At 55.8% G+C, this 20653-nt stretch carries 20 protein-coding genes and 1 riboswitch; of the genes, 16 read left to right on the plus strand and 4 right to left on the minus strand.

All coding sequences use genetic code 11. From position 1 onward, the window contains the following. The first annotated feature begins 81 nt into the window (after positions 1–81). The 7 genes from lon (at position 82) to hslO (ending at position 7517) form a co-directional block, all read left to right on the plus strand. Positions 82–2538, plus strand: a complete 2457-nt coding sequence (gene lon / locus DWV16_RS06760; protein ID WP_066459916.1) for an endopeptidase La — start codon at positions 82–84, stop codon at positions 2536–2538. 37 nt (positions 2539–2575) lie between these two features. Beyond that, positions 2576–3181, plus strand: a complete 606-nt coding sequence (yihA, locus tag DWV16_RS06765; protein WP_118478389.1) for a ribosome biogenesis GTP-binding protein YihA/YsxC — start codon at positions 2576–2578, stop codon at positions 3179–3181. Positions 3182–3262: 81 nt separating this feature from the next. Beyond that, positions 3263–4564 (plus strand): diaminopimelate decarboxylase, encoded by a 1302-nt coding sequence (lysA, locus tag DWV16_RS06770; protein WP_118478391.1) that lies wholly within the window; start codon positions 3263–3265, stop codon positions 4562–4564. Between the two features lie 65 nt (positions 4565–4629). Then, complete coding sequence (locus DWV16_RS06775; protein ID WP_066459910.1) at positions 4630–5394, plus strand: AAA family ATPase; 765 nt, start codon at positions 4630–4632, stop codon at positions 5392–5394. A gap of 207 nt (positions 5395–5601) precedes the next feature. Continuing rightward, the gene (locus tag DWV16_RS06780) at positions 5602–5889 is read left to right on the plus strand and encodes a YerC/YecD family TrpR-related protein (RefSeq protein WP_066459908.1); all 288 of its coding nucleotides are present in this window, start codon (positions 5602–5604) and stop codon (positions 5887–5889) included. Beyond that, a complete protein-coding gene (locus tag DWV16_RS06785) occupies positions 5889–6641 on the plus strand; it encodes a class I SAM-dependent methyltransferase (protein ID WP_243007280.1) in 753 nt (250 codons plus the stop codon). Before DWV16_RS06780 ends, DWV16_RS06785 begins: the two co-directional genes overlap by 1 nt. A 3-nt stretch (positions 6642–6644) precedes the next feature. Beyond that, positions 6645–7517, plus strand: coding sequence for an Hsp33 family molecular chaperone HslO (gene hslO / locus DWV16_RS06790; RefSeq protein WP_066459904.1), 873 nt, complete (start codon positions 6645–6647; stop codon positions 7515–7517). Positions 7518–7556: 39 nt separating this feature from the next. On the opposite strand, the gene nth is transcribed toward hslO, so the two are convergent. The 3 genes from nth to DWV16_RS06805 are packed head-to-tail and all read right to left on the minus strand — an operon-like array spanning position 7557 to position 9437. Further along, a complete protein-coding gene (nth, locus tag DWV16_RS06795) occupies positions 7557–8201 on the minus strand; it encodes an endonuclease III (protein ID WP_066459902.1) in 645 nt (214 codons plus the stop codon). Positions 8202–8214: 13 nt separating this feature from the next. Beyond that, complete coding sequence (locus DWV16_RS06800; RefSeq protein WP_118478395.1) at positions 8215–8802, minus strand: chromate transporter; 588 nt, start codon at positions 8800–8802, stop codon at positions 8215–8217. Then, a complete protein-coding gene (locus tag DWV16_RS06805) occupies positions 8799–9437 on the minus strand; it encodes a chromate transporter (protein ID WP_242863695.1) in 639 nt (212 codons plus the stop codon). Before DWV16_RS06805 ends, DWV16_RS06800 begins: the two co-directional genes overlap by 4 nt. Before the next feature lie 327 nt (positions 9438–9764). On the opposite strand from DWV16_RS06805, the gene DWV16_RS06810 reads away from it, so the two are divergent. The 4 genes from DWV16_RS06810 to DWV16_RS06825 all read left to right on the plus strand — a co-directional run bounded on the left by DWV16_RS06810 (position 9765) and on the right by DWV16_RS06825 (position 15229). After that, on the plus strand, positions 9765–10241 hold the full coding sequence (locus DWV16_RS06810; RefSeq protein WP_118478397.1) for a TspO/MBR family protein: 477 nt from the start codon (positions 9765–9767) through the stop codon (positions 10239–10241). A 326-nt stretch (positions 10242–10567) separates the two neighbouring features. Then, on the plus strand, positions 10568–12589 hold the full coding sequence (locus DWV16_RS06815) for a hypothetical protein (RefSeq protein ID WP_187116746.1): 2022 nt from the start codon (positions 10568–10570) through the stop codon (positions 12587–12589). 153 nt (positions 12590–12742) lie between these two features. Next, positions 12743–14404: a phosphoenolpyruvate--protein phosphotransferase gene (ptsP, locus tag DWV16_RS06820; RefSeq protein WP_118478399.1), complete on the plus strand. Its 1662-nt coding sequence runs from the start codon at positions 12743–12745 to the stop codon at positions 14402–14404. Between the two features lie 73 nt (positions 14405–14477). Further along, positions 14478–14575, plus strand: a riboswitch (THF riboswitch). Positions 14576–14638: 63 nt separating this feature from the next. Beyond that, entirely contained in the window at positions 14639–15229 is a 591-nt protein-coding gene (locus DWV16_RS06825) for a folate family ECF transporter S component (protein WP_066459893.1), read from the plus strand. An 85-nt stretch (positions 15230–15314) separates the two neighbouring features. On the opposite strand, the gene DWV16_RS06830 is transcribed toward DWV16_RS06825, so the two are convergent. Beyond that, a complete protein-coding gene (locus DWV16_RS06830; RefSeq protein WP_243007281.1) occupies positions 15315–15785 on the minus strand; it encodes a GNAT family N-acetyltransferase in 471 nt (156 codons plus the stop codon). Between the two features lie 248 nt (positions 15786–16033). Here DWV16_RS06830 and groES point away from each other — a divergent pair, with 248 nt between their 5' ends. The 5 genes from groES to purE all read left to right on the plus strand — a co-directional run bounded on the left by groES (position 16034) and on the right by purE (position 20635). Further along, positions 16034–16318, plus strand: a complete 285-nt coding sequence (gene groES / locus DWV16_RS06835) for a co-chaperone GroES (RefSeq protein ID WP_066459889.1) — start codon at positions 16034–16036, stop codon at positions 16316–16318. A gap of 48 nt (positions 16319–16366) precedes the next feature. Continuing rightward, entirely contained in the window at positions 16367–17989 is a 1623-nt protein-coding gene (groL, locus tag DWV16_RS06840) for a chaperonin GroEL (protein WP_066459886.1), read from the plus strand. Positions 17990–18136: 147 nt separating this feature from the next. Further along, positions 18137–18562, plus strand: coding sequence for an Rrf2 family transcriptional regulator (locus tag DWV16_RS06845; protein WP_066459884.1), 426 nt, complete (start codon positions 18137–18139; stop codon positions 18560–18562). Positions 18563–18728: 166 nt separating this feature from the next. After that, positions 18729–19661, plus strand: coding sequence for a cysteine synthase A (gene cysK, locus DWV16_RS06850; RefSeq protein WP_066459882.1), 933 nt, complete (start codon positions 18729–18731; stop codon positions 19659–19661). 476 nt (positions 19662–20137) lie between these two features. Next, positions 20138–20635 (plus strand): 5-(carboxyamino)imidazole ribonucleotide mutase, encoded by a 498-nt coding sequence (gene purE, locus DWV16_RS06855; protein WP_066459879.1) that lies wholly within the window; start codon positions 20138–20140, stop codon positions 20633–20635. Positions 20636–20653: the final 18 nt, after the last annotated feature.

Consider the following 20653-nt stretch of genomic DNA (forward strand, 5'->3'; position numbering starts at 1 on the left):
GTCGGCGCTGAATCCCGGGCAATTTGCATTTTGCCCCGCAATGGGGTTTTAGATAGATCCCTTAGAAATGGAGGTCGCGAAATGAGCGAACTTAACGATAAAAAGAAAGCAGAAGTATTGGCACAGGAGAAAAAAGAACCTGTACAGATGCCGGTGCTGGTGCTGCGAGGGCTGGTGCTCTATCCGCAGATGGTGCTGCATTTCGACGTGGGACGGGAGAAATCGATCCTTGCGCTCAATAAGGTGATGAGCGGGGACCGCAAGATTTTCCTCGTTGCCCAGAAGAACATCCGGGAGGATGAGCCTCATGCCGACGGCATTTACAAGGTCGGCGTCGTGGCGCAGGTCAAACAGATTATCAAATCCCAGGGCGGCACCTGGCGGGTGCTGGTGGAAGGGATGTACCGTGCAAAATGCATGGAGATCGTGAGCGAGGCCCCTTATTTTGAGGGGATGGTCGAACCGTTCCCGCTGAAAATCACCCGCAGCGTAAAATCCGCGATGTGCGACGCACTGATGCGTACCGTCAAGGATCTGTTCGAGGAATATTGCTTTCTCACGCCGCGCATGCCGAAGGAGCTGGTGATCAACGCGCTTGTGAGCGAAGATCCGGTGCACCTGGCGGAATACATAGCCGGGAACATGTCGATGGAGGTGGAGGACAAGCAGACCATCCTCTCCCAGTCCGACCCGCTCAAACGGCTGGAAATCCTTGCGCGCATCCTCGAAGAGGAAAACGATATCCTCTCGCTTGAGGCGGATATCCAGGAGAAGGTCAAGGGCCAGATCGACAAAAACCAGCGGGAATATTACCTGCGTGAGCAGCTCAAGGCGATTTCGGGCGAGCTGGGCGAGGAGGACCCGCAGGAGGAACAGAACGAATACTACGCAAAGATCGAGAAGCTCAAACTTGACGCGGAGACCACCGAAAAGCTCAATAAGGAGGTTGACCGGCTCTCGAAGATGCCGTCCAACTCGAATGAGGCGGGTGTTATCCGCGGTTATCTCGACACGGTTCTGGAGCTTCCATGGAATAAACGGACCGCCGACAAAATAGATATCAAAAAGGCGCGTGCGCTGCTCGACCGCGAGCATTACGGCTTGCAGAAGGTCAAGGAACGCATCCTCGAGCTGCTTGCCGTGCGCAAGCTTGCTCCGGAGATCAAGGGACAGATCATCTGCCTCGTGGGCCCTCCGGGCGTCGGAAAGACTTCGATCGCGCGCTCGATTGCCAAGGCGATGGGGCGTAAATACGTGCGCATCTCGCTCGGCGGTGTGCGCGATGAGAGCGACATCCGCGGCCATCGCAAAACCTATATCGGATCGATGCCCGGCCGTATCATGAACGCGATGAAGCTCGCGGGCAGCCAGAACCCGCTGATGCTGCTCGACGAGGTGGATAAGCTCGGAAACGACTACCGCGGCGACCCCTCCGCGGCGCTGCTGGAGGTGCTCGATTCCGAACAGAACCACGCCTTCCGCGACCACTTCATCGAGGTGCCGTTCGATCTTTCGGACGTGCTGTTTATCGCAACGGCCAACACGCTCGACACCGTCCCGACACCGCTTCTCGACCGCATGGAGGTCATCGAGCTTTCGAGTTATACCCGGGAAGAGAAATTCCATATTGCAAAAAGTCATCTGCTGCAAAAGCAGATGAAGCGCCATGGGCTGACCGCTTCGAAGGCGAAGATCGCGGACGACGCGATCTATGCGCTGATCGATAACTATACCCGTGAAGCAGGCGTGCGCAACCTCGAGCGCGAGCTGGCGTCGCTTTTGCGCAAAGCGGCCAGACAGATCGTCGCGGGCGAGCGGAAAAAGGTAGTTATTACAAACGATAACATCGTCGAATATCTGGGTCCGCGTAAATTTAAGCCGGAATTGATTCAGCCTTATAATGAGGTCGGCCTGGTCAACGGGCTCGCCTGGACTTCTGTCGGCGGTGAAATGCTGCAGGTGGAGGTTGCGATCCTCGATGGCGCCGGCAAGGTGGAACTCACCGGCTCGCTCGGTGACGTGATGAAAGAATCCGCTCACGCCGCGATCAGCTATATCCGTGCCCACAGCGACAAATACGGAGTGGAGCACGATTTCTACAAGACGAAGGATATCCACATCCATGTGCCGGAAGGCGCCGTCCCGAAGGACGGACCGTCCGCGGGCGTAACCATCTGCACGGCGCTCATCTCAGCGCTGTCGGATACGCCGGTGCACCGTGACGTCGCGATGACCGGAGAGATCACTCTGCGCGGCCGCGTACTGCCGATCGGCGGTCTCAAGGAAAAGACAATGGCCGCCTATCGCGCGGGCATCAAGACAGTGGCTATCCCGGCCGACAATGAGCCGGATCTCGCTGAGATCGATCCGATGGTGCGCGACAGCCTCAAGTTTATCACCGCGGAACGGATTGACACCGTGCTCGACGCGGCGCTGGTGAAAAAACCGCACAAGGTGGCAAACGCGCCGGTGCTCGACGCGCTGCCGGTCGAATCCGCGCAGGAGATCCCGAAGGCGCAGACCCCGATACCGCAGTGAGGTGATTTCCGGCGCGCGGATTTGAAAGGAAACAGCCATGAATTATCATAACGTACAATTTGAACGCAGTTTCGGGACCTCCGACCAGCTGCCGCCGTCCGACCTGCCTGAGATTGCATTCGCGGGCAGGTCAAACGTGGGGAAAAGCTCGATGATCAACAAGCTTTTCAACCGTAAGCAGCTTGCGCGGGTCTCGGCGGTGCCGGGCAAAACGGCAACCATCAATTTTTTCCACGCGGACGGTATCCGATTCGCGGATCTGCCCGGCTATGGCTACGCGAAGGTTTCCAAAGGGGAGAAGCGCCGCTGGAGCGAACTGATTGAGGGCTACTTTGCGCAGGAGCGCAACCTCCAGCTGGTGTTCCAACTGGTCGATATGCGCCATCCGCCGACGGCGGACGACCTTACGATGGTCAACTTCCTGATTGACCGTGAGATCCCGTTTGTGGTGATCCTGACCAAGAAGGATAAACTCAGTGCGAAGCAGCAGCAGGAACGCTTAAACGCTTTACGGGAAGAATTGCCGTACGCCGATCAGATTACGATGATCCCGTTTTCAGCGGAAAAGGGAGACGGCGTCACAGAGGTCAAAGCGATCATCGCGGAGATTGAAGCGGACTGCGCCGGAGACTTCCCCGAATGACCACAGTATAACGCGATGCGCGGATGCCAAAGGAGTCATTCGAGCAGCCGGTTAGATATACACACAAAAGGATGGATGACAATGTTTGTTTCTGACTGCCTGGGAGTCAATTCCCTTGGACACCTGACCATCGGCGGGCGCGACACAGTTGAGCTTGCGCAGACCTATGGGACGCCGCTCTACGTGATGGATGAAAATGAGATCCGCCGTGCCTGCGAGAGCTATCGCGAGTCGATCAACAAATATTACGGCGGCCGTGGGCTTGTGACCTACGCGAGCAAGGCATTCTGCTGCAAAGCGGTCTGCAAAGTCGCAATGGAGGAGCAGCTCGGCTTGGACGTCGTTTCCATTGGGGAGCTTTATACCGCGCAAAGCGTGGGATTCCCCGCCGAACGGATTTTTTTCCACGGAAATAATAAGACGGTGCAGGAACTGCAGGCTGCGATCGAATACGGCGTGGGCCAGATCGTGGTGGATAACCTGACCGAGCTGGAGCTTTTGAACCAGCTGGCTGTCAGCCAGGGAAAAATGGCAAAGATCCTTTTCCGCATTAAGCCCGGCATTGATGCGCATACCCACGATTTTGTCCGCACCGGGCAGATCGACAGCAAGTTTGGCTTCGCTCTGGAAACAGGCGAGGCAATGCAGGCTGTCAAAGAGGCTGCTGGGATGAAGGGCGTGCATCTTCTGGGGATGCACTGCCATATTGGTTCGCAGATTTTCGATATCGAGCCGTTTGAACATGCCGCTGAGGTGATGATCAGCTTCATGGCCGATGTGAAGGCCGAAACAGGGCTGGAGCTGGAGATGCTCGACCTGGGCGGGGGATTCGGCATCAAATATCTGCCGGAGCATGATCCGGTCGCCTACGACCAATACATGCAGCGTGTTTCCGAAACCGTCAAAAAAGCCTGCGCGGCGCGTTCGTTTAAAACCCCGTTCATCGTCATCGAACCAGGCCGTTCGATCGCCGGCCCGGCAGGCATCACTCTTTACACGGTCGGCGCAATCAAGGAGATTCCAAACGTCCGCACCTATGTTTCGATCGACGGCGGCATGGGGGACAATCCGCGCTATGCCCTTTATAAGTCCGAATATGAAGCACTCGTCGCGAACAAGGCTTCCCAGCCAAAGACCCATACGGTTACCATTGCGGGCAAGTGCTGTGAGAGCGGCGACCTGATTGGAGAGAACATGCCGCTGCAGGATGTGCGGGTCGGGGATATCATCGCGGTGCTCGCGACCGGCGCTTATAACTATTCGATGGCGTCAAATTATAATCGCATTCCCAAGCCGCCGGTCGTTATGCTCAAAGACGGTGAGGCGCGGGTTGTGGTAAAGCGTGAGACGCTGGAGGATATTGTCCGCAACGATATGCTGTAAACAGGCTGAAACGCTTCGGCGGGCCGGACGCGGATGCGTCCGGCCCGCTTTTGGGAGGGGCCGGGATGAACGACCTTTATATCCGCAGGATTTTTCTGGACGGGCCGCTTTCAGAGAGCGGCTATCTCGAAAAGCTCCCGCTGGTGAAAAACCTTCTCCGGCAGGGTGGGATTGATTTTACACAGCGGGTGACTTTTTTTGTCGGGGAGAATGGAACGGGAAAATCGACTTTGCTCGAAGCGCTGGCGGTCGTCTGGGGTTTTAACCCCGAGGGTGGCAGCCGCAATTTTGCGTTTTCCACAGCGGATTCGCATTCGGCGCTCTGCAAAAATTTGCGTATCTGGCGCGGGCCGGTGCGTCCGAGGGACGGGTTCTTTCTGCGGGCCGAGAGTTTCTACAATGTCGCGAGCTACATCGATGAACTTGACCGCGCGCCGGGCCTTTCCCCCAAACTTATCGACAGCTACGGCGGCAGATCGCTGCACGGACAGAGCCACGGGGAGAGCTTCCTGTCTCTGGTGATGAACCGCTTCGGCGGGAACGGGCTCTATATTCTCGATGAACCGGAAGCCGCTCTTTCGCCGTCACGGCAGATGGCTCTGCTCGCGCGGATCGTTTCGCTCGCGGAGGACGGTTCGCAGCTTCTTATCGCGACCCATTCACCGATCCTGCTTGCCTGCCCAAAGGCGCAGATCCTGGAACTCAGCGCGGAAGGCATCACCACTATGCCGTACGAACAAACAGAACATTATCAGCTCACAAAAGCCTTCCTTAACAATCCCGAGCGGATGCTCCGCTACCTTTTGGAGGATGATCCCGCGAAGCAATAAAATAGCCGTTTTGCGGCTGCTTTTTTACATATCGGCCTTTGGCTGGCGCATAAAAATTTAAAATGGCCGCGGCAGAGCCGCATGGCCAATTTTTGATTGCTAAGCAATAAAAAATGTTGCGCTTTCGCACACAAAAGCCTTTACTTTCGCGCTCTAAAATGATAAAATCAAATACAATGAACATTTCATTTTTGGAGGCGGTTTTTCATGAACACAAAACTGAAAGACATGAACGTGGATTACCTGTTTAAAGCAATCCTTTCGCTGGAAACGATGGAGGAATGCTATAACTTTTTTGAGGATCTGTGCACCGTTCCGGAACTCAAAGCGCTCTCTCAGCGGCTCGAAGTGGCCCGGATGCTTTCGGAAGGCCGCGTTTACAGCGATATTGTGGCGAAAACCGGTGCGTCCACCGCGACCATCAGCCGTGTAAACCGTTCGCTCAACTACGGCAGTGACGGTTACAAGGTTGTATTTGAACGGGTGCGTGACTGATGCCCTACAGCGTTTTTGCCGCTTATTACGACCGCCTCACCGGGGAGATCGATTATAAACGGCGCGCGGAATATTTTGACCGCTTGATCAGGCAGCATATCGAGGTGACCGGCGAGACGATCCTGCTCGACCTTGGGTGCGGGACAGGCAGCCTTACGGTCGAGCTTGCCGCTTTGGGTTACGATGTGATCGGTGTGGACGGCAGCGCGGATATGCTGTCTGAAGCTGTGTCCAAGCAGGGGGACAGGCCGGTCCTTTATCTTTGCCAGAAGTTCGATGCGCTTGACCTGTTTGGAACAATCGACGTTGCGGTCTGCGCGCTCGACAGCCTCAACCACCTGCCGGATACGGCAGCGCTTGAACGGGCATTTGCCAGGGTGTCCCTCTTTACTGCGCCGGGAGGGCTCTTCCTGTTCGATGTGAATACCGAATATAAGCACCGGGAGGTGCTGGGCCAGAACACCTTTGTCTATGATTTGGACGATCTTTACTGCGTGTGGCAGAACACCACCGACAAGGCGCTTCGCACCCGGATCTCGCTTGACTTTTTCGTGCGTGAGGGGAAAACCTATACCCGGCAGAGCGAAAGCTTCTGCGAACGGGCTTTTACGCATGCGCAGATTCTGGACGTGCTGTCCCGCACCGGATATGAGCTGCTTGCGGTGTACGCGGGAGATACCACCGGCCCGGTGGGAGAAACGACTCAGCGCGCGGTCTATGTGGCGCGCAAAAAAGAAACAGAAGGAATTTAAGCTATGGGAAAACTGATACGTACGATCGCGGCGGACGGCTCGGCAGTCTGCACCGCGATCGATTCCACCGATATCGTGGCGGAACTCGAACGAATCCATCGTCCGAGCGCGACCGTTACGGCGGCGCTCGGACGGCTGGTCACAGCTGCTTCGATCATGGGGCAGATGCTGAAAAACGAAACCGACAGCGTCACCATCCGGGTGGCGGGCAGCGGCCCCGCCGGGTCGCTCATCGCTGTTTCGGACAGTCTGGGGAACCCGCGCGGCTATGTCGCCAATCCGATTGTCGAGATCCCGCTCAACCGTTACGGAAAGCTTGACGTGGCGGGCGCGGTCGGCACTGACGGAACCCTTTCGGTCATCAAGGACGTGGGCCTGCCGGAACCGTCGATCGGCTCGGTTCCGCTGGTTTCGGGCGAGATCGCGGAGGATATCACCAGCTACTTTGCCGTAAGCGAACAGACGCCGACCGTCTGCGCGCTTGGCGTTCTGGTGAACCCGGATCTTTCGGTGCGGGCGGCGGGCGGATACCTGATCCAGCTGCTGCCCGGCGCGGACGACGCGGTGATTGGCCGCGTTGAAGAGAACCTGCAAAATGTCCAGCCGATCACTGCGATGATCGATTCCGGGATGACGCCTTGGGACGTTATCCAAACGGTGTTCGCGGGGTTTGAACCACAGGTGCTCGACGAGGCCGAGCCGGTTTACCGCTGTAACTGCTCGAAGCAGCGGGTGGAACGGGCGCTTCTGAGTATCGGCCGCGAGGAGCTGGAAAAGCTCGCGGACGAACAGGATGTAACCGAGGTGGAATGCCATTTCTGTGACAAAAAGTATTCTTTCACACGTGAGGATTTGCAGATGCTGTTAAAGCGCTGATCAGAAAATAAGAAAGAGGCCCGCGCGCGGGCCTCTTTCTTATTTGAGCTTATAGGTATCCTTGTAGTGCTTGCAACAGACGTTCAGAACGCATTTGTCGCACTGCGGCCGCCGCGCCACGCAGACCGCGCGGCCATGCAGCACCAGCCGGTGGCAAAAGTCGTTCGATTCCTCCGGCGGGAGGATTTTGCGCAGCTGATCCTCAATTTTCACCGGATCTTTGCCTTCGGTGAGGCCGAGCAGGTTGGTCAGCCGGATACAGTGGGTATCTACCACAATGGCGGGCTTCCCGAAGATGTCGCCGACCATGAGGTTGGCGGTCTTGCGGCCGATACCGGGGAGCTTTACGAGCTCCTCGACCGTATCCGGCATCACACCGCCGTAAACGTCGCGGAGCATGATGCACATATTGATGATATCTTTGGCCTTGATCTTGTAAAACCCGCAGGAACGGATCATATTTTCAATATCGGAAAGCTGTGCGTCTGCAAAATCCTCAATGGTCTGATATTTGGCGAACAGGTCTTTGCAGACGATGTTGACCCGTGCGTCGGTGCATTGGGCCGCCAGCCGGGTTGCGATGAGCAGCTCATGTGGCTTGCGGTATTCAAGCGAACAGATCGCGTCGGGATATTCCTGCTTCAACAGTTCGATTGCTTTTAGCGCGATGTCTTTTTTCTTCATAATACGAAACCTCCTAAGGAATCATGGGCAGCAGCGTATGGAACAGAAAACCGAGCGCGCCGGAAAACAGGATGAGCCAGATGGGGTGGAGCTTCTTTTTCCAGCGGCTGAAAAGGAACACCAAGACGACGATGAGGATCGCCCGCCAGCTCACCGCGGGCATATGTCCAAAGACGGCGGTAAGCGAGGAGACCCCCATGACGTTCGCGAGGAAGATCGAAAACGCGGCCGCGCCGATGAGCCCGACCACTGCGGGGCGCAGGCCGTAGAGAGCGGCTTTGACACAGGAGTTGTCCTGGAAGCTTGTGAACCATTTGGCAATGAGCAGGAGGATGAGGAAAGACGGCAGAATCACGCCAAGTGTTGCGTAGGCCGCGCCCAGCAGCCCGCCTTTTTCCATGCCGACAAAAGTTGCGATATTGACCGCGAAGGGACCGGGCGTGGATTCGCTGATGGCGATAAAATCGATCAGCTGATCCTGTGCGAGCCAGCCGTGGGAGAGGATGTCCTGCTGGATCATCGGGATCATGGCATAGCCGCCACCGATGGTAAAGAGGCCAATTTTAAAAAAGGTCAGAAAGAGGGCGGGGAAAATGCTCATTGTTCACCCTCCTTTGCGGCGCCTTTTTTAGAGAGGAGGACCTCACGGACGATGCCCGCGATCGCGGCCAGAATGAGCATACCGATGACCGGCAGATTAAACACCGCCGCACCGATAAAGGCAAGCATTATAACCACGCCCACAAAGACATTTTTCGGGCACTGTTTACCAAGTTTGATGGCAGCGTTGAAGATGAGCACCACCACGCCGGCCCGGATGCCATCGAACACCCAGTTGAGCCATTGGATTTTTTTATACTCCATGATGAAGAGGGAAAGGATCGAGATGACAATAAACGATGGGAGCGCCACGCCGAAGGTGGCGATCAGAGCACCCCAGAAACCCGCGACCCGGTAGCCGACGAAAGTGGCTGAGTTGACTGCGACAACGCCGGGGGTGGATTCCGCGATGGCGAGCATATCAAGGATATCGTCGTCGGTGATCCAGTGATGGTTTTCCACAGTTTCTCTCTGGATGAGTGGGATCATGGCGTAGCCGCCGCCGAAGGTAAACGCGCCGATCTTGAAAAACGACACGAACAGCTTGGGTAATTGTGAAAGGTCTTTCATAGCTGGGGATGGATGCTCCTTCCGAACCAGCGCGTCCACGCCGGCTTCTGATTGTCTTTTTAACATATACGGCGATTCTGTTACAAGCACATGGTGATGGAATTGGCCATCGGGCAGGGAACCGGCCGCGCCGACGAATCTGCCTGTCCATAAAGAGGGTATAATAGCCGTACTGGGGCTATTATACCACAAGCGCGAAGCGCGCGGTGGGATAATTGCGCATCGGGACGGAAACGCCAAGGGCGCGGATCGTCCTGCGCATAAAAAGGTATAATAGCCGCTCTGCGGCTATTATACCGCGAAGGATCTGCCTGCGTCAATAAATTCACGCATAGCGCAGGGCTTTTTTTCATAAGCTAAACAAGATCCGTTCAGAATGAAAGGGTGGCCAATATGAATGCAACAATCCGTTTAAAACCATTGATGGTTTCGATTGCAATTCCGTTGTTGGGCGGCTTTCTCAGCAGCCTGCTTTCCAAAGACATGAAAAGCGTCTACCAGTCTCTGACGCTGCCGTCCTTTGCGCCGCCGTCCTGGGTATTCGGCGTAGCCTGGCCGGTGCTTTACCTGCTCATTGGGATCGCCGCTTACCTGATATGGACATCGGACGCCCCAGAAGCGAACCGCATACAGGCGCTCACCTTTTATGGTGTGCAGCTGGCGCTCAATTTCCTGTGGAGTCCGCTGTTTTTCCGATTTGGGCTTTTTCAGATTGCGTTTTGGGAGCTTTGCGCCATATTGGTGTTGACGGTCATTACAACAGCCTGTTTCGGCATGATCCGGAAAAGCGCCGCATGGCTGATGGCGCCCTATCTCTTATGGCTGGCCTATGCGGCGGCGCTGAACCGTGCGGTTGTCGCACTCAACTGATATGTTTTCTATGACGGAACTGTGAACAGGTGTAAAGCTTTTATTAATTTCTGCCAAAACTTTCTCCATGTGAGAAATCTGTGATATAATAACCGCAGGGCGGTTATTATATCGATTTATGGCCAGGCAGATGCGCCGGCGCTGCCGGCTCCTTGCCCGATGGCCAATTATCCCACCGCGCGTTTCGCGCTTGTGGCATAATAACCGCAGGGCAGTTATTATGTCGATTTATGGCCAGGCAGATGCGCCGGCGCTGCCGGCTCGATGCTCAATGATACCACAGTGCGTTTTTTATCATTTTAAGATCGGTTTAGGAGTGTGGCAAAGTGAATCTCAAAAAGTACAAGCTGTTTACCTTCCTGGGGATCATCCTGCTGATTGGCGTGTATATCTTTGTGGAGGCGCCGAACCTGAACCCGTTCTTTTATTCGGAGGGCGCGTTTTTCTGGGCGGTCGTCATCACGATCTTTATCGGAGTCTGGGCGCTGTTCCGTTTTGGAGAGATCACCATTCAGTTTTCCGGCAACGGGGAAGAAGCACGTCCGTTCAACTATGTGCCGAACCGCAAATTTCCCAAATGGACCAAGGTCCTGCTGGCGCTGCCGTGGATATTCTTTGTGGTGATGCTCATCGCATCCTCTTTCATTTTCAACTGGAAAGCCTATCGCGACCAGCTCGGCACCGAGCGGCCAGTCGAATTTTCCAGCGAAATGCAGGCGGTGGATATGTCGCAAGTGCCGATCGTCGATCAGGAACTTGCAAATATCCTCGCGGACAAAAAACTGGGCGAACGAGCGGGACTTGGCAGCCAGGTGGTCATCGGCGCGAATGACGCGACCATCCAGAAGATCAACGGCAAGCTTGTCTGGGCGGTGCCGCTCTATCATTCGGGTGTTTTCAAGTGGCTGACCAATCTTTCCGGTACGCCGGGTTATATCCTCGTATCCGCGACCGATGTCAACGATGTGCAGTATATCGAAACCCATAAGCTCAAATATCAGCCGAACAACTACCTGCTGCATGACCTCAAACGGCATACCCGATTTGGCGGCGCATGGTTTGACGGCATCACCGACCCTTCCTTTGAAGTGGATGATGAAGGACAGCCCTATTGGGTCTATACCACTTACCGGAATAAACGGTTCTTCAACCTTCCGGAAGCGACCGGCGCGTGGATCGTCAATGCAACCACCGGCGAGATGAACAAATACAGCATCGCGGACATCCCGGAATGGGTCGACCGGGTGCAGCCGGAAAACTTTATCCTGCAGCAGATCAACAATAAGGGTGAATTTGTACGCGGCTGGCTCAATTTCGCGGATAAAGACAAATTCCGCGCTTCGCAGGGGCATATGATCGTATATAACAACGATCGATGCTATCTGTTTACCGGTTTCACCAGCGTGGGCGGGGACAACAGCGCTATCGGTTTCTTTATGGTGGATATGGTCACCAAGGATACGCTGGTCTACCAGATGCCCGGCGCCACCGAGCTGGCCGCGCAGGGTTCCGCCGAAGGCAAAGTGCAGCATCTCGGATACCGGGCGGATTTCCCGCTGATCCTCAATATTGACGGGCAGCCGACCTATTTTATGCCGCTCAAGGACGCGAGCCGTCTCATCAAACAATACGCGTTTGTTTCGGTCGAGAACTATTCGATCGTCGGTACCGGTGAAACGATGGAACTTGCGATGCGCGACTACCGGCAGGGGCTTAAGAACGCGGGCGTCGGGACGGCTGTCGTTCCAGCCGACGGGGAAGAGGAGCTGACCGGGACGGTTCTGCGGTTTGCGTCGGAGCTTACCGAAGGACAGACGCTCTATAAGCTGATCCTTTCCGAAGCGCCCGACCGTATTTTCCTGCTGCCTGCGGTGCTCAGCGATGAACTTGCCCTGACCCAGGAAGGGGATCGCGTATGGATCGAATATGCCGATGTGAGCGGGCAGATCGTGACTGCCGCCGCCTTTGACAACCTGATGTTCCCGGCGGGCGGTGCGCCTGAGACTGAAAAGCCTGTATCGGGACCGGTCTATGCCACCGCGCAGCAGGCTTGCGACGCGTTTGTGACAGCACTTAAAGATGGCGATGCGGCCGGAATGGCTGAAGTTGGGGATGGGTCCGCGGCGGAAGCCTTTGCAAATTGGGCCGGAATGCGGTTTGATGCGGTTACAGCGCAGTATCAGCCACAGCTTTCGAGCGATACTCATGCCGCCTACCGGTTGATTCTCACGCCGACTGCGGATTCCGCGGAGGCGCTGGAACGGATCGCGGGGCCGGGGGAAATGATTCTCGATCTGGAGAAACGTACCGCGGGTTGGGTTTTGACTGGGTTTGTCCCCGCGGAATAAAGGAAAAACAAATCGGCCCGGAAATTGAAATGATTTCCGGGCCGATTCCTGCCTGTCCGAGGTTGACGTGGCGTGAAGGGCAGTCTATAATAGGGATTAATTTCTGACGGAACGTATTCCAAGGGTTCCTGGGGCGGGAAAAGGAGGAACGACATGCGGATTTTAAAAGGCGTCGGTGCGTCGCGCGGAATCGCGATCGGCCGAATCTTCTTTTTTGACAATGCGAATCATCGGGTACAGCGCCGCACCGTGACCGATACGGAGGAACAGCTCGCCCGGTTTGAATCCGCGCGCCGCGAAGCGGTGCGGATGCTCGCGCTGCTGGAAAAAAAGGCGCTCGGGCAGGTGGGCCCGGAGGAATCCGCGATTTTTGGAATCCATCAGATGCTGATAGAGGACTGTGACTATACCGAACGGGTGACCAGCCTGATTCGTACAGAAGGTTATACGGCGGAATATGCCGTACAGGTGGCCGGCGAACAGCTGGAAGAGCTGTTCAAAGGCCTTGACGATCCGTATATGCAGGCCCGCGGCGCGGATATGGAGGATGTCACTGTTCGGATTGTGCGTACCCTGACTGGGGAGAGTGACTGCGCGCTCCCGGACAGCGCGCACCCGGCGGTTGTGGCCGCGCGAGACCTTCTGCCGAGTGAAACCATCCGCCTTGGTCACACCGGGACGCTGGCCTATCTGACAAGCGGCGGATCGGGAATTTCGCATTCCGCGATCCTTGCGCGCACGATGGAAATCCCAGCGGTGGTGGGCCTTGGGGAACAGATCGCCGATGTGCGTGAACAGGAGCTTGCCATTGTGGACGGTTTCACCGGGACGGTGGTGCTTTCGCCGGATGATACGACCCTTGCGGAATACACGAAGAAACAGGCGGAATACCGGGCGCGGCGTGAACGTTTGAAGCTTTATAAGGGCACACCCAACCGGACTGCGGATGGGATCACCATCCAAGTCGACGCGAACCTCGGCCACACCGCCGATCTCGGCGCCGCGCTCGAAAACGACGCGGACGGCGTTGGCCTTCTGCGCACCGAATTCCTGTTTCGGGAGGAAACCGGATACGCGGACGAGCAGACGCAGTTTGCGGCCTACCGCGCTGTCGCGGAAGGGATGGACGGCGGCCGGGTGGTGGTACGCACCTTTGACCCGGACCCTGGAAAAATGGGGGAGATGCTCGGTCTGCCAAAGGAGGAAAACCCCGCGCTTGGATGCAGGGGAATCCGTTTCCTGCTGCGGAGGACCGACCTGCTGTATCCACAGCTGCGGGCGCTGCTGCGCGCCTCGGCCTATGGGAACCTTGCGGTTCTGCTGCCGATGGTTTCGTCGGTGGCGCAGGTGCGGCAGGTGAAGGAAATGCTCGCTGCGTGCAGGCGGGAACTTGCCGGAAAGCAGATTCCTTTTTCGGACAAGCTGGAAGTCGGTGTGCTGATCGAAACGCCGGCCGCGGCGCTTTTGAGCGGGCAGCTGGCCAGAGAAGCGGATTTCTTTTCCATTGGGACGAACGATCTCATCCAGTATACACTGGCTGTGGGCCGGCAGGACAACAGCCTGCGGGAGCTTTATGATCCAAGTCATCCGGCGGTATTGCATCTGGTTGAAATGGCAGCCGCAGCTGCGGCCGAAAATGGGATCTGGTGTGGGATTTGCGGCGAAGCAGCCGCGGACCCGGGGATGACTGAGACCTTTTTGGCCCTTGGCGTCACCGAGCTTTCGGTCACCCCGCAGGCGATCCTGGAGATCCGCGAAAAGCTTCAGTCGGTCGACCTTTCCGAAGCGCGAAGGCGGGTCCACGCTGCGCATTGAACCGCTGGTCTGTGAATTTTACTGGCGGGGGTTGCATTTTGAAAAAAATATGATATTATGGTTGCATACCCAAAGCAGAGTAGAAGCCAGTGCGTTAAGTGCCGCCCGGACGGGGAGTTGCCGGGTGGACGAAAAGGGTTCCTTGCGGTATTGGCTTCGCATCCCGCTGCTGCATCCAAAGAGATCTCCCTCTTTTCATGTAGCAAACGATGTTACATGAAAGGAGGTTTTTTTATGCTGGAAAAATCCAAATACCTTGCCGCGGAATTCATTGGCCTGCCGCGGCTGGTGAGTGATTCCGCGGCGGAGCTCAAAAATCTGCGGTCGCTCACTGGCTCCGGGCTGCTGTCCGCCCTGAGCGTGATCTTGAACCAGTTCACCATCTTTTTCAGCCAGGTCCTGCGGGTGAGTTTCACCTTCCTGCCGATTGCGCTTTCCGGGATGCTTTACGGCCCGGTGTTGACCGGCTCGCTCGGCGCGGTGGTTGACATCCTCAAATATTTCACCCGAAATGACGGCGGAGCCTTTTTCCCTGGCTTTACGATCAGCGAATTCATCGTTGGATTTCTGTATGGGCTGTTCCTTTACCGCAAACGGGTCACCCTTCCCCGGGTATTTATGGCCAGGCTGACGGTCACGGTGGTCAACAATCTGTTTTTGACCCCGCTGTGGCTTTCGATGCTGTATGGCGACGCGTTTGTGGCGCTGGTTGCGGCGCGTATTGTGAAAAATATCATCATGCTCCCCATCGAGACGGCGCTGCTCTACGTGATTCTCAAACAGGTCAGCGCCCTGCGGCTGCCCAGCCGCAATTATTCCGCCTGAGGACGCTCTGGGTATGCGTTCCTGCCGGGCACAGAGGAAAAACAAAAAAACCGGCGGCTTTTTTGCCGCCGGTTTTTTTCCATTTTCAGAGCTTTTTTCGCATGACGCGCATGGTGGGGGAAAATCCATAGGATTCGTACAGGCTGGCAGCCCGAATATTTTCTTCCAGGACGTTGAGTTCGAGATAGTCGAGCCCGCGCTGCCGCGCCCAGCTTTCCGACGCGGCGATGAGCGCGGAGCCGATCCCTTCGCCGCGCCGCGCGGTATGGACGGCCAGGTCCATGAGGTAGGCGTACCGATGCGGAACCAGGCAGCCGTAAGACGGGGTGGACTGTTCCTGCAGGAGCGCGAAGCCGACGGCCATTTTGCCGTCGCGCGCGACCAATAGGTCGGAAAGGCTCCCGGTGATCACTGCCCGCAGGAAGGCCGGATCCTGCTGCGCGTGCCGGAAACTGTCAGGCTGCAGGTCAGCCATGGCCGAAAAAAGTTCCTTATAAAGCCCGCAGACTGTATCAATATCGGTTTCCGACGCGGGGATAATTTGGATGGGAGGCATAATAAAACCGCTTCCTTTTGCGCCGGGGATTCTTGAATGGACCGGCAGATACCTATACTCTAGCAAATTGGCAGGACAAATGCAACAGAAAAGTTTTCGTAAACTTTGTGACCAAAATGTTAATATTAAAAAAAGGGCTTGATTTTTGAAAATAATGTATTACAATAGTCTTAGCACTCAAAGATAAAGAGTGCTAAGAATTCTTCATTTGTCAATATTAATTATTATAACACGGGAGGAATTGAATCATGACGATTAAACCATTGGCAGACAGAGTTGTCACAAAGATGGTGGAAGCGGAAGAAACCACCAAGAGCGGCATCATCCTGGCCGGCTCCGCGAAAGAGAAACCTGAAATCGCGGAAGTGCTCGCGGTTGGCCCGGGCGGGCTGGTTGACGGAAAAGAGGTCAAGATGACCGTAAAGGTTGGCGACAAGGTCCTGATGAGCAAGTATAGCGGAACTCAGGTCAAGGTGGACGGCACCGAATATACCATCCTGCGCCAGGGCGATATCCTTGCAATCGTTGAATAAGTTCCAAACCCATTGATCCAGAAAGAAAATTGATAGGAGAGATACATCATGGCAAAGGTAATTTGTTACGGCGAGGAAGCCAGAAAATCGCTTCAGACCGGTATCGATAAACTTGCGGATACCGTTAAGATCACCCTCGGCCCGAAGGGCCGCAACGTCGTGCTCGACAAGAAGTTCGGCGCTCCGCTCATCACTAACGACGGCGTGACCATCGCCAAGGAGATCGAGCTTTCCGACGCTTACGAGAACATGGGCGCGCAGCTCGTCAAAGAGGTCGCTACCAAGACCAACGACGCTGCGGGCGACGGCACCACCACCGCGACCCTGCTGGCGCAGGCGCTGGTGCGCGAGGGCATGAAGAACGTCACCTCCGGCGCAAACCCGATGGCGATCAAAAAGGGCATCCAGAAGGCTGTCGACACCGCCGTTGACGCGATCAAGGACAATTCCAAGAAGATCAAGGGCAGCGAGGACATCGCCCGCGTCGCTTCGGTTTCTTCCGGCGACGAGTTTATCGGCAGCCTGATTTCCGAAGCCATGGAAAAGGTCACCGCTGACGGCGTCATCACCATTGAAGAATCCAAAACCGCCGAGACCTATATCGATGTCGTGGAAGGCATGCAGTTCGACCGCGGCTACATCACCCCGTATATGGTCACAGACACCGAGAAGATGGAAGCGATCCTCGACGATCCTTACATCCTCATCACCGATAAGAAGATCTCCTCCATCCAGGAAATTCTCCCGCTGCTCGAGCAGATTGTCCAGTCCGGCAAAAAGCTGCTGATCATCGCGGAGGATGTCGAAGGCGAAGCGCTCTCGACCCTGATTGTCAACCGCCTGCGCGGTACCTTCACCTGCGTCGCGGTCAAAGCACCGGGCTTCGGCGACCGCCGCAAAGAGATGCTGCGTGACATCGCGACCCTGACCGGCGGCGAAGTCATCAGTGAAGAGATCGGCCTCGAGCTGAAAGAAACCCAGGTTCCGCAGCTTGGCCGTGCGCGCCAGGTTGTTGTCCAGAAGGAAAACACCATCATCGTCGACGGTGCGGGTGAGAGCAAAGCGATCAAGGATCGTATCGCCCAGATCCGCGCCCAGATTGAAACCACCACCAGCGAATATGACAAAGAGAAACTCCAGGAACGCCTGGCGAAACTTTCCGGCGGCGTAGCGGTCATCAAGGTTGGCGCTGCGACCGAAGTCGAAATGAAAGAAAAGAAACTGCGCATTGAAGACGCGCTCTCCGCGACCAAAGCCGCGGTCGAGGAAGGCATCGTCGCCGGCGGCGGCGTGGCTCCTCTCAATGCGATTCCGGCTGTTGAGAAGCTGCTTCCGTCGCTCGAAGGCGACGAGCGCACCGGTGCGAAGATTGTCCTGCGCGCACTGGAGGAGCCGATCCGCCAGATTGCGACCAATGCCGGACTGGAAGGTTCGGTCATCATTGACAAGATCAAACGTTCCCGCAAGGTCGGCTACGGCTTTGATTTCCGCAAGGAGGCCTATGGCGATATGATCGAGCTCGGCATTGTCGACCCGACCAAGGTCACCAGAAGCGCTATCCAGAACGCGGCTTCGGTTGCGGCGATGGTACTGACAACCGAGAGCCTGGTCGCGGACGAGAAGGAAGAGACTCCTCCGGCGCCCCCGATGCCGCAGGGCGGAATGTACTAATCCCCAATCATATCCACGTAATGGCTTGGGAGCCGCTGCATGCAGATGCTGCGGCTCCTTTTCTATGTTCGATTTGAGTGGAATTTTAGAAAAGATGCTTGAACCCCTATTTTTCCCATGGTATATTATAGAAAAGGAGGCGGGCGCATGAAGATTTCAACAAAAGGACGCTACGCACTGCGGCTGATGATCGATCTTGCCCAGCATGATGCGGGGGAATATATTTCTTTGAAAGAAATTTCCGGCCGGCAGGAGATTTCGGTCAAATATTTGGAGCAGATTGTAATTCTGCTGGCAAAGGCCGGTTTTTTACGCAGTGTGCGCGGACCGCAGGGTGGATATAAGCTGGCTAAGCCGCCGCAGGAATACAAAGTGGGGGATATCCTGCGTCTCACGGAAGGAAGTCTTGCGCCGGTCGCCTGCCTGGAACATGAACCGAATGAATGCGCGCGCTATGGAGAATGCCCGACGATAGCGTTTTGGCAGGGGCTTGCGAAGGTTGTTAACAATTATGTGGACGGCATTACCCTGCAGGATCTCGTACCGAGCAGCCAGGATAACTATATGATCTGAATGCGAATATGATGGGAGCGGCGTTTTTGCCGCTTCCATTTTTTATAGAAAACGGGTTGACAAATTCTACAGTCCACGTTATAATGTAAATCATATTAAACATATATGAAATATAATGATTAAAAACGAAGCGATTCACAATAGCTGACCTGAAAGGAAGAGTGTGATGTCCAGAATCTATCACAGCGCAACAGAACTGATCGGCGGTACACCGCTGCTGGAACTTGCGAATTATGAAAAAACAAACGGCTTGAAAGCCACGATCCTCGCAAAGCTGGAATATTTCAATCCCGCTGGGAGCGTCAAGGACCGTATTGCAAAGGCAATGATCGATGACGCGGAGCAAAAAGGGTTTTTGAAGCCCGGCTCGGTGATCATCGAACCGACTTCCGGGAATACCGGCATCGGGCTTGCGTCGGTGGCTGCGGCGCGTGGATATCGGGTGATCCTCACCATGCCGGAGACGATGAGCGTCGAACGGCGCAATCTGCTGAAAGCGTATGGTGCCGAATTGATCCTTACCGACGGCGCGCTTGGCATGAAGGGCGCGATTGCGAAGGCGCGGGAGCTTGCTGAGGAAACCGAAGGCGGCTTTCTTCCAGGGCAGTTTGAAAACATGGCAAACCCGGCGGTGCATCGGGCAACCACTGGGCCGGAGATTTGGAACGACACCGACGGGAAGGTGGATTTCTTTGTTGCGGGCGTTGGCACCGGCGGAACGGTCACAGGAGTCGGCAGCTATTTGAAAGGAAAAAATCCCAACATCCGGGTGGTCGCGGTTGAGCCGGCCGGTTCGCCGCTTCTCTCGGAAGGCAAGGCCGGGCCGCACAAGATCCAGGGTATCGGCGCGGGTTTTGTCCCGGACGTGCTCGATACCGGGATTTACGACGAGGTCATCCGCGTGACCGACGATCAGGCGTTTGAGACTGGCCGGGCAATCGCGCGGAGGGAGGGCGTGCTGGTTGGCATCTCCTCCGGCGCGGCGGTTTATGCGGCGGCCGAGCTTGCAAAACGGCCTGAAAATGCCGGAAAGGTGATCGTGGCGCTTCTGCCAGACACTGGGGACAGATATCTCTCCACGCCGCTTTTTTCCGAATAAATCCTGCTTGTGCGAAACGCGCCGCAGGGGACACGACTGTTGTCCAGCCGTGTCCCCTGCAGTTTTTTTGTCGGAAAGCTGCATTTTTCGCAGCTTTTCCTGCGCGGCGGCAGCGCGCTTAGTCATACCATTCGGAGGAATCGACAAAAAGCAGGTGAGGGTTTCGTACCTTTTCAATCATCCATCCAATCTTTTTGAAAACAATGTTTACCGATTGAAAAATGACAAAAAATCCTGTAAACTTTAAGTAAGTAATCACAAAGGAGTGCGGCAGGAATGGCGTTGTTCTTGATCTTTTCACGGGCGCAGGGCGGCCTTGGCGCTCCGAATAGCCGGATCTCAGGGCAGGGGAACTGCTCTGGAATTGGTGTACCTGGAATCAAATAGAGGGGTTTTTGCAGGTTGCGGACGGTCGCAGCCTGTTTTCGTTTTTCCATAAGAAATAAGAATTGAAAGATAGAAAAGGAAGTGTCGACATGGCAGAAAGAAAAGTGGCTGTCATCATGGGCAGCGACAGCGATTTACCCATTGTGAAAGGCGCAATCAGCGCACTCAAGGAGTTTGGCATCGCAGTGGAAGTTCATGTGATGAGCGCTCACCGCACACCGGAGGCGGCCTGTGATTTCGCGGCGAATGCCCGCGACAACGGCTTTGCCGTGATTATCGCGGCGGCCGGCAAAGCGGCGCACCTGGCAGGTGTGCTCGCGGCGCATACCACCCTGCCGGTCATTGGAATCCCGGTCAAATCTTCCACGCTGGACGGCCTCGATTCTTTGCTTTCCACCGTGCAGATGCCTTCGGGTATCCCGGTCGCGACAGTCGCGATTGACGGCGCGCGCAATGCGGGCATCCTTGCCGCGCAGATGATCGGTATCTTTGACGCTGAGGTTGCCTTCAAGCTTTCCAAGAAGAAGCTTGAGATGAAGCAGGCGGTTCTCGAAAAGGATGCGAAGCTGCAGGAAGAGGAACTCTGAGCGTTACAGCCAGTAAAA

It is taken from the genome of Anaerotruncus sp. AF02-27 (assembly GCF_003465835.1).
GTDB classification, from domain to species: domain Bacteria; phylum Bacillota; class Clostridia; order Oscillospirales; family Ruminococcaceae; genus Anaerotruncus; species Anaerotruncus rubiinfantis.